The sequence below is a fragment of the Methylobacterium sp. EM32 genome (genome assembly GCF_040593685.1).
In the GTDB taxonomy this organism is placed as follows: Bacteria; Pseudomonadota; Alphaproteobacteria; order Rhizobiales; family Beijerinckiaceae; genus Methylobacterium.
In genome coordinates this window covers 1-14,421 of the sequence record NZ_JBEXZS010000103.1, presented here as the reverse complement: position 1 = coordinate 14,421, position 14,421 = coordinate 1, and the positions used below count along the sequence as shown (strand labels likewise).

15 protein-coding genes are annotated in these 14,421 nt (G+C 71.2%); 9 read left to right on the top strand and 6 right to left on the bottom strand.

Going from position 1 to position 14,421, the window contains the following annotated elements; genetic code table 11:
* Positions 1-196: 196 nt before the first annotated feature.
* Positions 197-1,174 carry a cysteine synthase family protein gene (locus ABZT49_RS14785; protein ID WP_355286790.1) on the top strand — a complete coding sequence of 326 codons (978 nt, stop codon included), beginning with the start codon at positions 197-199 and terminating at the stop codon, positions 1,172-1,174.
* A 92-nt stretch (positions 1,175-1,266) separates the two neighbouring features.
* A complete protein-coding gene (locus ABZT49_RS14780; protein ID WP_355286789.1) occupies positions 1,267-2,427 on the top strand; it encodes an AAA family ATPase in 1,161 nt (386 codons plus the stop codon).
* A 1-nt stretch (position 2,428) separates the two neighbouring features.
* Here the strand turns inward: ABZT49_RS14780 and ABZT49_RS14775 are convergent, their stop codons facing one another.
* Positions 2,429-3,658, bottom strand: coding sequence for an MFS transporter (locus ABZT49_RS14775; protein WP_355286788.1), 1,230 nt, complete (start codon positions 3,656-3,658; stop codon positions 2,429-2,431).
* A 147-nt stretch (positions 3,659-3,805) separates the two neighbouring features.
* On the opposite strand from ABZT49_RS14775, the gene ABZT49_RS14770 reads away from it, so the two are divergent.
* A complete protein-coding gene (locus ABZT49_RS14770; protein ID WP_355286787.1) occupies positions 3,806-4,087 on the top strand; it encodes a type II toxin-antitoxin system RelE/ParE family toxin in 282 nt (93 codons plus the stop codon).
* A gap of 58 nt (positions 4,088-4,145) precedes the next feature.
* The gene (locus ABZT49_RS14765; RefSeq protein ID WP_355286786.1) at positions 4,146-4,466 is read left to right on the top strand and encodes a HigA family addiction module antitoxin; all 321 of its coding nucleotides are present in this window, start codon (positions 4,146-4,148) and stop codon (positions 4,464-4,466) included.
* 35 nt (positions 4,467-4,501) lie between these two features.
* On the opposite strand, the gene ABZT49_RS14760 is transcribed toward ABZT49_RS14765, so the two are convergent.
* From ABZT49_RS14760 to mazG, 4 genes are all read right to left on the bottom strand, one after another.
* Complete coding sequence (locus ABZT49_RS14760) at positions 4,502-5,518, bottom strand: catalase family peroxidase (RefSeq protein ID WP_407943508.1); 1,017 nt, start codon at positions 5,516-5,518, stop codon at positions 4,502-4,504.
* 93 nt (positions 5,519-5,611) lie between these two features.
* Entirely contained in the window at positions 5,612-6,154 is a 543-nt protein-coding gene (locus ABZT49_RS14755) for a GNAT family N-acetyltransferase (protein WP_355286785.1), read from the bottom strand.
* 8 nt (positions 6,155-6,162) lie between these two features.
* Positions 6,163-6,765 (bottom strand): helix-turn-helix domain-containing protein, encoded by a 603-nt coding sequence (locus tag ABZT49_RS14750; RefSeq protein WP_355286784.1) that lies wholly within the window; start codon positions 6,763-6,765, stop codon positions 6,163-6,165.
* 68 nt (positions 6,766-6,833) lie between these two features.
* Entirely contained in the window at positions 6,834-7,643 is an 810-nt protein-coding gene (mazG, locus tag ABZT49_RS14745) for a nucleoside triphosphate pyrophosphohydrolase (RefSeq protein ID WP_355286783.1), read from the bottom strand.
* A gap of 914 nt (positions 7,644-8,557) precedes the next feature.
* On the opposite strand from mazG, the gene ABZT49_RS14740 reads away from it, so the two are divergent.
* The 5 genes from ABZT49_RS14740 (at position 8,558) to dapA (ending at position 13,655) form a co-directional block, all read left to right on the top strand.
* Entirely contained in the window at positions 8,558-9,652 is a 1,095-nt protein-coding gene (locus tag ABZT49_RS14740; RefSeq protein ID WP_355286782.1) for a replication protein RepA, read from the top strand.
* Between the two features lie 650 nt (positions 9,653-10,302).
* A complete protein-coding gene (locus tag ABZT49_RS14735) occupies positions 10,303-10,764 on the top strand; it encodes an HTH domain-containing protein (protein ID WP_355286781.1) in 462 nt (153 codons plus the stop codon).
* A 192-nt stretch (positions 10,765-10,956) separates the two neighbouring features.
* Positions 10,957-12,282: an MFS transporter gene (locus ABZT49_RS14730; protein ID WP_355286780.1), complete on the top strand. Its 1,326-nt coding sequence runs from the start codon at positions 10,957-10,959 to the stop codon at positions 12,280-12,282.
* Between the two features lie 231 nt (positions 12,283-12,513).
* Positions 12,514-12,744 carry a hypothetical protein gene (locus ABZT49_RS14725; RefSeq protein ID WP_355286779.1) on the top strand — a complete coding sequence of 77 codons (231 nt, stop codon included), beginning with the start codon at positions 12,514-12,516 and terminating at the stop codon, positions 12,742-12,744.
* Positions 12,741-13,655, top strand: coding sequence for a 4-hydroxy-tetrahydrodipicolinate synthase (gene dapA, locus ABZT49_RS14720; RefSeq protein WP_355286778.1), 915 nt, complete (start codon positions 12,741-12,743; stop codon positions 13,653-13,655). Before ABZT49_RS14725 ends, dapA begins: the two co-directional genes overlap by 4 nt.
* Positions 13,656-13,972: 317 nt before the next feature.
* Here dapA and ABZT49_RS14715 read toward each other — a convergent pair whose 3' ends face one another.
* Positions 13,973-14,254, bottom strand: coding sequence for a hypothetical protein (locus ABZT49_RS14715; protein WP_355286777.1), 282 nt, complete (start codon positions 14,252-14,254; stop codon positions 13,973-13,975).
* Positions 14,255-14,421: the final 167 nt, after the last annotated feature.

The following is a 14,421-nucleotide window of genomic DNA, read 5'->3' as shown; positions in this document are numbered from 1 at the left end:
GCAGGGGGATGGGGCAGGTGGACCCTGGCACCGCCCATCCCTCGGCGGAACCACGCCCCTCCCGACGGAAGGATGGGCCTGCCAAGCAGATTTCGCCGAAGTGGTTACCGGTTCGGCGCCAAAAATCTGCGACAAAACAAGTGCCTAAGCGGGCGAAGCGTTGGCCTGCCAACGCAAGTCTGCTTAGAGTCCCGCGATGTCCTCATCGCCACCGCGCCAAGCACCCTCGGAAGCATCCTCGACCGCGACGGTTACCCCGTCCGCCCTCGGCCTGATCGGCAACACGCCGCTGCTCGCCCTCGACCGCGTCCATCCGGGACCCGGCCGCATCCTGGCGAAGGCCGAGTTCATGCAGCCCGGCGGGAGCGTCAAGGATCGGGCGGCCCGCGCCATCCTCCTCGCTGCGCGCGCGGACGGACGATTGGCCCCGGGAGCCCCCGTCGTGGAGATGACCAGCGGCAACATGGGCGCCGGCCTCGCCGTGGCCTGCGCGGCTCTGGGCCATCCGCTCGTGGTCACGATGTCGGCCGGCAACAGTCCCCAGCGGGCGCGGATGCTGGAAGCCCTGGGGGCCGAGGTCGTGCTGGTGCCGCAGGTGGACGGCGTCCCCGGGCAGGTCACCGGCGCCGACGTGACGGCGGCGGCCGAGGCCGCGCGGCGCCTCGCGGCGGAGCGGGGCGGCTTCTACGTCGACCAGTTCCATGCCCCGGACGGCGTGCGCGCCCATGCGGAGACGACCGGGCCGGAGATCTGGGCGCAAGCCGCCGGCCGGGTCGATGCCTGGCTGGCCGCCGTGGGGACGGGGGCGACCTTCCTCGGCGTGGCCGCCGCCTTGCGGGCCCGCAACCCCCGGGTGATCTGCGCCGCCGTGGAGCCCGACGGGTGCCGGCCCCTGGCGGGGCTGGCGGTGACGAAGCCCCGCCACCTCATCCAGGGCACGGGCTACGGCAGCGTCCCGCCGCACTGGTCCGAGGGCCTGATGGACCTGTCCCTCGCCGTGACCGATCAGGAGGTCGAAGGCTGGCGCCGGGCGCTCGCGACGCGGGAGGGCCTGCATGTCGGCTACTCGGCCGCCGCCAACGTCGCCGCGGCTGCCGCGCTGCTGCGCTCCGGGCGTCTCCCCGCCGACGCGACCGCCGTGACCGTGCTCTGCGACACGGGATTGAAATACTGAGGCGGCGGCTCGCCGCGTCCCTCGCCAGGGCGCCGCCATCGAAAGACCCGGCCGCGGACGATCCCGTGCGCGTCGCTCCCTCGAGGGATCCCATGCCGATCCACCGCCTCGCCATCTCCGGCTACCGCAGCTTGCGCGATAGCGTCTTCGGCCTCGACCGGCTGACCGTGGTGACGGGAGCCAACGGCAGCGGCAAGTCGAGCCTCTACCGCGCGCTTCGCCTCCTCGCCGAGGTCGCGCAGGGGCGGGCGATCCCGTCGCTCGCCCGCGAGGGCGGCTTCGCCTCGGCCCTGTGGGCGGGGCCCGAAACCTTCGGGCGCCGGGTCCGCGACGGCACGCATCCAGTCGAGGGCACGGTGCGGCGCCATCCCGTCGAGCTGAAGCTCGGCTTCTCGGACGACGATTACGGCTACGCCATCGCGCTCGGCCTGCCGGCCCCGTCCTACGCGGGCACGTTCTTCTCCCACGACCCGGAGATCAAGGCGGAGAGCGTCTGGAACGGGCCGACGGTCGGGCGCTCCAACGTCTTCGCCGAGCGCCGCGGGCCGCTGGTGCGCCTGCGCGACGGCACCGGCGCCTGGACCGAGGCTCTTCGCGATCTGCCCGCCTTCGACAGCCTGATGACCCACGGCGCCGACCCGCGCGAGGCCCTCGACGTGCTGCTGCTCCGCGAGCGGATGCGGGCCTGGCGCTTCTACGATCATTTCCGCACCGACCGGGACGCGCCGGCGCGCCGGCCGCAGATCGGCACCCGCACGCCGGTGCTCGCCGGCGACGGGGCCGACGTGGCGGCGGCGATCCAGACCATCCGGGAGATCGGCGATTCCGACGCCCTCGACGCGACCATCGCGGAGGCGTTTCCGGGATCGTCGCTCACGGTCGCGAGCAGCGACGGCCATTTCGCGCTCGACCTCCGCCAGCACGGCCTGCTGCGCCCCTTGCGCGGGGCCGAGCTCTCGGACGGGACCCTGCGCTATATCCTGCTCGCCGCCGCACTCCTGTCGCCGCGGCCGCCCGACCTGATGGTGCTCAACGAGCCCGAGACCAGCCTGCATGCCGACCTGCTGGCGCCGCTGGCCGCGCTGATCGCCCGGGCCTCGGAGCGCAATCAGGTCCTGGTGGTGTCGCACGCCGCCGCCCTGGTGGCGGCCCTGGAGCGGCAGGGGGCGGCCCGCATCACCCTGGAGAAGCGCCTCGGCGAGACCCTGGCGCCGGACCACGACCCACCGTCCTGGGTCTGGCCCAAGCGGTGAATCACGCCGTCGCGAATCGGCGCCCGCGCAGATGCGCCGTCATCCGGCGCCGGACCAGTCCGAGCGCGCCGGAGATGCCGAGGCAGTAGATCCCCATCCCGGTGACGATGCCGGCGAACGGCACGCCGGCATCGATGAGCAGGCCCGACAGGACGGGGCCGAGCGCCGTGCCGAGCACCATGATCGCCACGATGGCGCCGCGGATCGCCCCGAGATGGCGGGTGCCGTAGACCTCGGGCCAGAGCGCGCCGAACAGGGTGAGCGAGATCCCGTCGGTGACGCCGTAGAGCAGCATGAAGGCGAAGGCGGCCCATGGCGCGGCGACCCCGCCGAGGATCAGGCAGGCGAGGCCGAACGGCACCAGGTAGACGGGCAGCAGCGCGAGCGCCGAGTATCGGTCGACGAGGCGGCCGGCGAGGAGCAGGCAGAGGAAGGCCGCCACCGCGTAGGGCGGGAAGGCGGCGGCCCACATCTCCGGCGGCCAGCCCCGGCTCTCGGCGAGATGCATCTGGTGGAAGAAGATCGTGTTGCTGATGAAGGAGGGCGGCAGCATCGCGGCGAGCAGCCCGTAGAGAGACGGGTCGGCGAGGGCCTGCGCCCGCGTCGCTCCTTCGCCTAAGCCGGAGCGGGTCGTCGCCTCCGGCACCCGCTCGCGCCGCACGAGGTGCCGGGCGAGGGGCAGGGCGACGAGGACGAGGAGCAGGGCGATCCCGAGCCAGGCCGCGCGCCAGCCGAGAAGGGCGGCGACCGTGACGAAGCCGAGGGGCAGGCAGGCCTGTCCGGCATTGAACCCGAGCGCCGCCAGCGACACCGCCCGGCCGCGCTCGGCCGAGAACCAGCGCCCCAGCAGCGTGTAGGCGGTCTGCAGCATCAGCCCCTGGCCGGCGAAGCGGAGCAGGAACAGGCTCGGGGCGAGGACGAGGAGGCTGGGCGCGAGGACCGGCGACAGGGCGAGGCCGGCGGCGCCGGCCGCCAGCAGGCCGGCCGCGAGGCTCACCACCCGCGACGCCGGCCAGCGGTCGATGAGGCCGCCGAGCCCCGCCAGCGCCACAGCCGAGGCCAGGGTGACGCCGGCATAGAGCGCTCCGAACGCCCCGTCCGACAGCCCGAAGTCCCGCCGGATCACCCCGCCCGACAGGGCGACCACGAAGGTCTGGCCGAAACAGCCGCAGAACAGGAGCAGGAACCCGGCCGCGAGCCAGCGCAGGTTGGCCGTGAGGAAGGGGGTCATGGGATAGGCGTAGCGGGGGCGCGGTTGGTCGACAATGCGGAAGAGTGGTGCGCCGAGACGAAGCGACACCATCTCTCGCCCGATCAGATTCCTTGCTCACGTCATTGGTATCGTGATATGATACCAATGACGTGCCGGGGACTGATCGTGATTCGCAGCTTCGCCGATGACCGAACCGAAGCCGTGTTCAACGATCAGCAGCCGAAGGGACTACCAACCGGCATCCTGAAGGTCGCGCGCCGCAAGCTGCGCTACCTCCACAGCGCCACGTCACTCGACGACCTGAAGATGCCGCCGGGCAATAAACTGCATCCGCTTCTCAACGATCGCGCCGGGCAGCACGCCATCTGGATCAACGATCAGTGGCGCATCTGCTTCCGATGGACGAGCCAGGGGCCCGAGGACGTCGAGATTACGGACTATCACTGAGAAAAATGCTCATACAAGGCGCGGGGATCGCCCGGGCCCAGTCAGAGGGGACCGCCCCATGGCGATCGAACTGGAAACCGACGATCTGCTCCCGCCGCTCCATCCCGGAGAGGTCTTACGCGAGGAGTTCATGGTCCCGCTCGGCCTCACACCCTACGCCGTCGCCAAGGCCTGCGGCGTACCACGCACTCGGATCGAGCGGATCGTGCGGGAGGAGACGCCGATCACCGCCGACACCGCGCTCCGGCTCGGGCGCTATTTCGGCGTGAGTCCGCAGGTGTGGATCAACCTTCAGGGCGACTACGAGCTGAGGCGCGCCCAGAGACAGAACGGAGCGGAGATCGACCGCATCCAGCCGCTCGCGCGTGAGGCGGCGTGAGGGAGGCGCGCGGCCGAGCCGCGCGCCAAAATCGCTCACTGCGAGCGGCGGCCGAACGAGATCGCGTAGGATTGCACCCGGGCGTCGATCAGCGGATCGTCCGAGACCTCGACGCCGTCCGGCAGGTTGTTGGGCATGAACAGCAGCGTCTTCTCGACGGTCTCGCTGTCCGGCACCGCCTTGGTCAGGGTCAGGGTGCCGAGATCGACGAGGCGGCGGTCCTCCGGCCAGGGGATCGTCGCATCCTTGGTCGCGTCGCCGGGTTGGGCGATCTGGGCCAGCACCCGGAACGACACCGGCTCCTTGATGAGCCGCGCCGGCATCTCCTCGACGAGGTAGTTCGGGCCCTTCGCCTTGGCGTCGTCGGCGCTCAGGATCTCCTCGCCGGCCACCGGCACGATGCGGTAGCGGAAGGCGTTGCGCTTGCCGGCGGCGTCGACCAGCACGAAGGCGTTGACGCCGTGATAGGTCTGGCGGCCGAAGCTCGACGGGGTCCGGGCAGTGGCGAGCGCCTTCGGGGCGGCCGGATGCGCCGCCATGAACTGCTCGACCGGGGTCGGCTTCGCGGCATCGGGGCCGCTCTTGGTGATCGCCACCAGGAGATCGCGGAATTCCTCGCCGGTCGCCACGGGGAAGAACTTCAGCGAGTTCGTGACGATGTCCATCTCGGTGCCGTCGGCGGGCTTGAACTTGACCGACAGGCCGTGCGGGTTGGCCTCGGGCGCGCCGTCCGGGATCTGCGGCAGTCCGGTCGCGTCGGAGAAGCGCACCGTCACCGGCACGGCGGGGCCGGAGAACACGCTCGCCTTGCTCAAGGTCCTGGCGTCCTGCGAGGGGGTGAAGCTGCCCTCGACCACCACGCCCTTGGCGTGGTTCGCGCGCTTGCCCGGATGATCGCCGAAGATCTTGGTCATCGTCGCGATGGTCTGCTCGGCCGTGGACGCGGCGTCCTGGGACCATGCATCCCGCACGAGAGCGGGCGCGGCGAGCATCAGGGCGGCGCCCAAAAATGCGGAGCGTGTGAGCGCGCGCCGGAGCGTGATGTGGGTCATCGTCGGATCCTCCCCTCGCAGGGCCGAGTCGGCCCGGCGCGACATGACCCGAGGATTCGATTGTGCGCAAGCGATCTGCGAATCAAAAGTTCGTCAAGTTCCAATCTGGTGCGCGGGCACCGGAAGCCGCTTGTGCATGAAGGTGCAGGCCTCCGGCACGCCCTCGGGCGAGCGGGCGTAATCCGGCACCACGCCGGTGACGGCGTAGCCGAGGGCCCGGTAGAGCGCCTCGCCGGCATCGTCGGACCGCGTGTCGAGGATCAGGAGCGTGCGGCCCTCGGCCCGGGCCACGGCTTCCGCCGCCAGCATCAGCGCCCGGCCGAGGCCGCGGCGGCGCGCCTGCGGGTGGACCAGCACCTTGGTGATCTCGGCCCGGTGACGGCCGTTCGGCGGGCCGGCCAGGCCGACCTGGGCGCTGCCGAGGATCCTGTCTTCCTGCCGCGCCACCAGCAGCCGGCGCGCGCCGCTGCGCAGGGCCGGCAGCCCGTCGCGCCAGAACGCCTCGGCCTCGGGGAGGGCGAAGGGCAGCACGAAGCCGATGCTGGCGCCGTCGAGGACGCAGGCATGGAGCAGGGCGGCGAGGCCGGGCAGGGCGGCCTCGGCCGCCTCGGGGGAGAGGGTGTCGATCGATAGCATGGACGCACTCACGGCCGGCAGATCGCGATGAGGTAGCGGGCCTCCGGGCCCGGGCAGGAAAAGCGCGAGGCGCCGGCGAGGAGGTAGCGCAGGCAATCCCCCGGCGAGAGGGCGTGGGTGACGCCGTCGAGGGTGAGGTCGAGCCGGCCCTCCAGCATCCAGAGGTGATGCTCGAGGCCGCCGACCGGCGGCGCCTCATAAGATATGGCCGCCCCCGTCGGCAGGGTGCCGTGGACGAGCTCGGCGGAGAAGCCATGGGCCGGGGGTGAGACGCCGCGGCGGCGAAAGCCGGTCTCGGGATCGACCCAGACCGCCTGCTCGGCCTCGCGCACCAGCCGGGCCGGGTCGGCCTCGATCTCGGCGAGCAGCCGCGACATCGGCCTGCCGTAGACGGTGCAGAGCCGGCCGAGCAGCGAGGCGGTCGGGCTGGTATCGCCGCGCTCCAGCCGCGACAGGGTCGCGCGGCTGATGCCGCTCGCGCCCGCGAGCTCGTCGAGGGAGAGGCCCCGCTCCTGCCGTAAGGAGGCGAGCCGGGCGGCGAGGCGCAGGTCGATGTCGGAGGCCAGGGCGTCGGGCAGGGGATCGGGGTCGGGCACGAGAGCTTTTCTCATATCAGAGAAATTCTCTCACATTCGAACAGAAGTCAAGCCCGGCCGATCACGTCTTCCGGTGAGCCGCCTCAGCGCTCCCGCCTTTTCACCGCGACCCAGGCCGCCTCCATGGCGGCGAGGCCGGCCTCCGGCAGGGTGCGGCCGTCCTTCGTCACCTCCTCCTCCATCGCGGAGAAGCGGCGCTGGAACTTGAGATTCGCGCGCCGCAGGGCCTCCTCCGGATCGACGCCGGCATGGCGGGCGAGGTTGGCGACGGAGAACAGCAGGTCGCCGATCTCCTCCGCCACCGCCTCCGGGCCTTCCCCGGCGAGCGCCTGGGCGACCTCGTCGGTCTCCTCGCGCACCTTGGCGATGACCTCGGCGGCGTCCGGCCAGTCGAAGCCGACGGAGGCCGCCTTGCGGGAGATCTTTTCCGCCCGGACGAGGGCGGGCAGCGCCAGGGGCACGCCGGCGAGGGTACCCTCCGGGGCCGGACGGCCCTTCGCCGCCCGTTCCTTTTCCGCCCGTTCCTGCGCCTTGATCGCCGCCCATTGGGCATTCACCGCGGCCTGATCGAGGCCGCGGACCTCGCCGAAGATGTGGGGGTGGCGGCGCACCATCTTGTCGGCGATGGCAGTGGCCACGTCGTCGAACGCGAAAGTGCCGGCCTCCTCGGCGATCCGGGCCTGGAACACGACCTGGAACAGCAGGTCGCCGAGCTCGTCGCGCAGCTCCTCCGGATCCCCGCTCTCCACCGCCTCGGCGACCTCGTAGGCCTCCTCGATCGTGTAGGGGACAATGCTGGCATGGCTCTGCGCCAGGTCCCAGGGACAGCCGCCCTTGGGATCGCGCAGGCGCGCCATGATCCCGAGAAGCCGCGCGATCGGGGGGGTGCTCATGCTCGCTCGCCATCCGCCCGCGCCGCCTCCGGCGGCGCCTCGGACCCGCTCATAGGCGTCGCCGGGCGCCTGGGGAAGCGCGCGAGCCGGCAGGGCAGGAGCCTGATCTTCCTCACTTATTCCATAAATTCCCTCAAATCGTCGATTGTATCCAATCTGCGCCGAAGGCGCCTCGTGCCGTTCTTCAAAACGAACCCTCTCTCGGGCCTATAGGTGACTTATCAGTCATGGAGTCTCAGAGAGTCAGTTATGTGGATTATATGGAGGGGTGAATTCCGCTGATCGGACAACGGTTTGCGGGGTGGTCGCGCATACGGTTCTGCGTGGATCGGCATCGGACTCTGCGTGGAGGCGCATCGGATTCTGCGGGGATTCCGGGGGTTCGCGCATCGGATTCGGCGTGGCCGCGCATCGGATTCGGCGTCGGGCCCCGCCGCTTCCCTCGGAAACCGCCGGTTTCGCGAGGCCCCCCGCGTATCGAACTCTGCGCGGGCCGCGATCCCCCGATCCGGCCCCGTATCGAAATCTGCGCCCGCTCACCCACGGCCCGTCCACCGGTTCGCCCACAGGCTCCGGGCGGGATCGTCCGCCGCCCGTCCCGGACCGGCCCACAGGGCCGTGCACAGGCCGCCCACAGGCTCAAGGCGGGGCAGGGGCCTCCCCAAGGCCCCCAGTCCCGAAACCGGCTTGTGGGGGTTCCCGGTGGGCCGGCACGGGCCTCGCGGCGGGCGGACGCCGGAATCCGGGCGGGATAACGGGGACGAGTCGTGGGAATCTTGGGATAACCCGTCCCCGCCCCCGGAATCCCGGGATCGGAATCGTGCATGAAGGCTTGGGTATCCGGGGTTCGGCCCATCACCGGCGGGGAGCGCCGTTCAGCGCCGGGCACGGTCGGCAGGCAAGACACGTCACGCATGAGCATCGAGGCCAGGATCGCGGCGATCCACGACGAGGACCTGCTGGCGGAGCTGGAAGCGGCCCGGGGCGGGTTCCTGTTCGCGGTCATCGTCGAGCACATCGCCCACCGCCAGGCCCTGCGCGACGCCGAGCGGGCGGAGGCCGGCCGCCAGCAGGATGCCCGCGCCGCCATGGGGCGCGACCAGCGCCGGCGCGACGCGGTGCGGATGGTGATCGAGGCCGAGCCCGTCACCCCGGACACGATCCAGCACATCCATTCCGTGCTGGCGCTCTGCGGTCTGCCCTACCGCGACCCCGGCGACGAGCGGGAATTCTTTCGCGAGTACGGCCGCAACACGCTCAGCATCCTCGCCGGCCGGCTGAAGAACCCATCGACCGGCCAGATGGAGCTGCAGGGGCTGCCCTACGGCCCCAAGGCCCGGCTGGTGCTCCTGCATCTCTGCACCGAGGCGGTGCGCCAGCGCAGCCCTACGGTCGAGGTCGCCGACAGCCTGTCGGGCTTCATGCGCGAGATGGGCTTCGCCGTCACCGGCGGCGAGCGCGGCACCATCCGGCAGTTCAAGGAGCAGCTGCACCGCCTGGCCGCCTGCACGATGCAGATCGGCCTGTGGGACGGGCAGTCGCGCTCCTCGACCATCACCATGCCGCCCTTCCGCCAGCTCGACCTCTGGCGCGCGAGCGGCCAGGACGGCATCGCCTGGTCGAAGACGGTGCAGTTCCACCAGGATTTCTACGACAACCTGATCCAGCACGCCCTGCCGGTCGACATCCGGGCCGCCCGCGCCTTCTCGGGCTCGGCGCGCAAGCTCGACCTCTTGTTCTGGGTCGGCTACCGCCTGCGCAGCCTGCAGCGGCCGCTCCGCCTCTCCTGGGACCTCGTCCACAAGCAGTTCGGCGCCGACAACGCCTCTCTGAGGAGCTTCCGCCAGGCGTTCAAGGCCGACGTGGCCCACGTCAAGGAGGTGTTTCCGAAGCTGCCGATCAGCCTCGACGAGGCCGGCCTGCAGCTGATGCCGACCGATCCCGGCACCCTGCTCGTGCCGCCCAAGCCCGCCCGCCGCAAGGCGGTGGTGAGGGCAGGGGCTGCCTGAGGGGAGGCAGGATAAAAGGCCGCCGGTGTCGTGTGGCGCGGCGGCCATGGCCGTTCCGTCCCAACCCGTCGACGATCGGGAATTCTGATTCCCTGCGAGGGCTGGGGATTTCAAATAAAGGAACATTCCATTTTTAATTAATAGAATGTTTCGAATTCATTCGAAATCTCTCGATGATCCGTCAAGCCCGCGCTTCGACCGGTACCGCCTTCACGTGTGGGCAGAGCTGTCGGAAAACAGGGAATGACGCTGGAATTCTCCTCTCCCCGCGGGCGGGGAGAGGGCTGCCGACCCCTTGTTGGGTCGGCAGCGAGCCCACAGGGCGAGGGTGAGGGGGTGTTTCCGGAGGAGTCTCGCGCGTCGAGACCCCCTCGCCCTCGCTCCGGCTTACGTCTGCGCTCGCTGTGTTCCCTGAATGGGAACACAGCCCTCTTCCCGCCCGCGGGGAGAGGAGAATTCCAGCGCCATTCCTTTTCCCCCAACGGTCTCGCACCGGAAGGGAGATCCGGACGAGCGGCAGCCTTTGCGCGGTGGATCGTGCCCGGGCATTCCGGTGACGGGCTTGCACTCTCGAAGAATATTCCTATTCTACGCATTCCGGCAGACCAAGATGCGATCTGTTGAAATATGGAATATTCCAAGAGGCCAGCATGTTCCTGTCGGAAGCGGAAACGGAGGCCCGGCTGGACGACCTGCGGCGCCAGCGCGCCGCCCTCGACCGGGCCATCGCCGAGCACGAACTCTACCTCGATCTCGGCCGCCGGCTCGCCCGGCCTGCCGCCGAACCGGCCCGGGCGCAGCCGGTCTCGCCGCCCGTCGCGGAGCCTGTTCCCGCATCCACCCAGCCGCAGACCGAATCCCCCACCGGCGCGACGGCGCGCCAAGAGAGCCGCAAGGAGGGCCGCCGGCTGATGGAGGCGGCGGAGGAGATCCTGGCCGAGGCCGGGCGGCCGATGCACGCCGCCGAGATCTGGGAGCGGCTCGCCGCCCGCGGCCTGACCCTGCCGGGCCACGACCCGGTGGCGGCGCTCAACACCCGGCTGTGGAAGCGCGCGCAAGCCGGCACCGTCTTCCGCCGCCTCGGCGACGCGGTCTACGGGCTCGCCTCCTGATCCCGGAATCGATGCCGCCCACCTCGCTGTCAGGCTCTGGTCGATGCGGCGCGCGCATCGACCCATTCAGCCTTTGACTTGGACCTCGCCCCGACGCCGCCCCTAGGGTCCCGTCCCGGAACGCCCCTCATTGCAAGACGGGGCGCGAACGAGACGCCGTCGCGGTTCCCTGGACCGCCCGGGAGGAGATCCATGAGCGCAGTCCTCGGCCTTGTGGCCGCGAAGCGGAGCCGCATCCGCCTCGTCATCCTGGCGATGCTGTTTGCCGCCACCGCCATCAACTACGCCGACCGGGCGACCATCGCCATCGCCGGCCCGGCCATGGCCAAGGATCTCGGCTTCGACGCCGTGACCATGGGCTACGTGTTCTCGGCCTTCGCCTGGTCCTACGTCCTCGCCCAGCTCCCCGGCGGCTGGCTGCTCGACCGCTACGGCGTGAAGTGGGTCTATGCCGCGGCGATCTTCCTGTGGTCGGCCTTCACGCTGATGCAGGGCGCGGTCGGCTTCTTCTCGGGCTTCGCCGCCGTCGCGGTGCTGTTCTCGCTCCGCCTCGCCGTCGGACTCGCCGAGGCGCCGGTCTTCCCGGCCAATGCCCGCATCACCGCGGCCTGGTTCCCGGCGCACGAGCGCGGCATGGCCTCGGCCTTCTTCAACTCGGCGCAGTACTTCGCCACCGTGCTGTTCGCGCCCCTCATGGGCTGGATCGTGCACGCCTTCGGCTGGCACCACGTCTTCACGGTGATGGGCGCGCTCGGCATCGCCTTCGCGCTGCTCTGGACCCAGGTGGTGCACGGGCCCCGCGAGCACCCCGCGATCAACCCGGCCGAGCGCGACTACCTCGAAGCCGGCGGCGCCATGATGGACATGGACGGCCGCAAGGCCGAGACCGCGACCCGCGCCGGCCGCACCCTGCGCCAGCTGCTCTCGGAGCGGATGCTGCTCGGCATCTATGTCGGCCAGTACTGCATCAACACGCTGACCTACTTCTTCCTCACCTGGTTCCCGGTCTACCTGGTGAAGGAGCGCGGCCTGTCGATCCTGCAGGCGGGCTTCGCCGCGACGCTGCCGGCCCTGTGCGGGTTCCTGGGCGGCATCCTCGGCGGCGTGATCTCGGACCAGCTTCTGCGCCGCGGCTATTCCCTGACCGCCGCCCGCAAGATCCCGATCGTGTCGGGCATGCTGCTCTCGATGGCGATCATCGGCTGCAACTACGTCCAGGCCGACGCCCTGGTGGTCGGGCTGATGGCGCTCGCCTTCTTCGGCAAGGGCATCGGCGCGCTCGGCTGGGCGGTGGTGTCGGACACCTCGCCGAAGGAATCGGGGGGCCTGAGCGGCGGCCTGTTCAACACCTTCGGCAACCTCGCGGGCATCACCACGCCGATCGTCATCGGCTACATCGTGCGTGAGACCGGCTCGTTCAACGGCGCCCTGGTCTTCGTCGGCCTCAACGCCCTGGTGGCCGGCCTGTGCTACCTCGTGGTGGTCGGCGAGATCCGCCGGGTCGCGCTCAAGCCGTGACGCCGGCATGCGGGGCAGGGGCCTGATCCGCCTCCTCGTCGGTCTCGTCCTCGCCCTCGCGGTCCTCCGCGGGGGCGTCGCCGTATGGGGAGGGCATGCGCGAGGCGTCACGGCAAAACCATACGGGATCCTGATACCGGGGCCGGTCCGCCCGCCTCGATCCTTGACGCCGACCGGGACACCTTGAGGGTGCGGCCGCGAGGACGGCCGCGCGAACCGAAAAAACTCCCGATGCCCCACCCCACGGACGTCACCGCGCCGGCCCCGAGCCCGGCCCGTCTCACCCTCGCCTTCCTCGTCGGCCGCAGCGCCGAGGGCCACTGGCTCGCCGTCGAGACGCACGGCCTCGGTGGCGGCCTCTTCCGCACCTGCCGGGACGCGCTGCATTACGCCGCCGCCGAGACCGGCCGCCGGCCCGACGCGGTGCGCCTCGCCGACACCACCCTGGCGCTGGCCCCGTGACGGGGCGCGAGCCCCCGTTCGGCGGCGCACTCACCGCCCTCGTCACGCCCTTCACCGCCGGCGGGACCGGCATCGACGAGCGGTCGCTCGGCGACCTCGTCGCCGCCCAGGTCGCGGCGGGCACCGAGGGGCTGGTGGTCGGCGGCCCCACCGGCGAAGGGCCGACCCTGACCGAGGCGGAGCGCGACCGCGTGGTGCGCGTCGTCGTCGCGGCGGCCGAGGGCCGGATCCCGGTGATCGTCGCGTCGGGGACCAACTGCACCCGCACGGCGATCGACCGCACCCTGGCGGCGGAGGCCGCCGGGGCCGCTGCCACCCTGGCGGTCACGTCCTACTACAGCCGCCCGACGCAGGAGGGGCTCACCCGGCATTGCGCCGCCATCGCCGCGGCGTGCGGGCGGCCGCTCCTCCTCCACGCGGATCCGGCCCGCACCGGGATGGCGCTGCGGCCCGAGACCCTGGCGCGCCTCGCCGCCCTGCCGCGGATCGCCGGCCTGGTCGATGCCGCCGGCGACCTCGACTCCCTGGGCGAGGTCGCGCGGGCGGCCGGCCCAGGCTTCCCGGTGCTCTGCGGCAACGACGCCGCCGCCGTCGCCCACGGCGCGATGGGCGGGCTGGGTTGCGTCTCGGTGATCGCCAACCTCGTGCCGGGCCCTTGCGCCGCCCTGCAGCGGGCGATCCGGGCCGGCGACCATGCCCGCGCCCGGGCGATCCAGGCCGGGCTCGCGCCGCTGATCGCGGCGCTGTCCCTCGAGACCGATCCCGCCCCGGTCAAGCTCGCCCTCGCGCGCCTGCGCCCCGGCGTCGCGCCCGACCTGCGCCTGCCCCTGGTGCGGCCGCGGCCGGAGACGGAGGCCGCCGTCGCGGCGGCGCTCGACCTCGTCCGCTCAAGGGAACCTGCACAGGGCTGATCAGGGTCAGGCCCGGGCATTGATCGAGGGGGATTTCGGGGCGCTCGGACGAGTCGGCCTCGACATCGTGCAGGAGCCTGTTCGGCGAGCAAGAACAGCGTCACGGGGGCCGTCCTCATCTCATCCGCGACCCTCTGAGGTGCGACCGAAGAGAGCCTCGAAGGAGGGCTCCAGAAAGCTCTGTGATCTCTGGAAGTCTCCTTCGAGGTCAGTCGATCGTTGATCGACTGACACCTCAGGACGAGGTCGAGAATGGGATCAGGAACCGTTCCACCGGCGACGAATTTGGCGTCAATGCCGGCGCTAGAATTTCCGGCTCAGCCTCCGCCCGCCTCGTGCGTCTCGCGCACGAAGGCCGCCCGCGCCGCCGCGTCGGGTGCGGTGCCCTTCGCGTGGCACCAGGCCAGGAAGGCCTCCGGCTCGATCCGGATGCGGGCCACCGCCACCCCGCTGCGCGACACCTCGCGCTCGACCTGGGTCGCGGACATCTGCCAGGTGGCGTAGCTCTCGGGCAGGCCGGATTCCGCCATCGCCTCCCGGATCCGGGGATAGTCGCCCGGCTCGTACCAGGCGATGCCGACGCTCCGTGGGCGCTCCATCGATCGATCTCCCGCGCGGTCCGGACCCTCGCCCGCACCGCGAGAGTGCCGCCGCGGGAGTCGCGCACGCAACAGAAAAAAGGCCGCCCTTGCGAGGCGGCCCGAAGTCTAGGGAGGAAACGCCCAAAGAGGGCTGCACCGCCGCGACGCCATCGCGGCGGTACGAA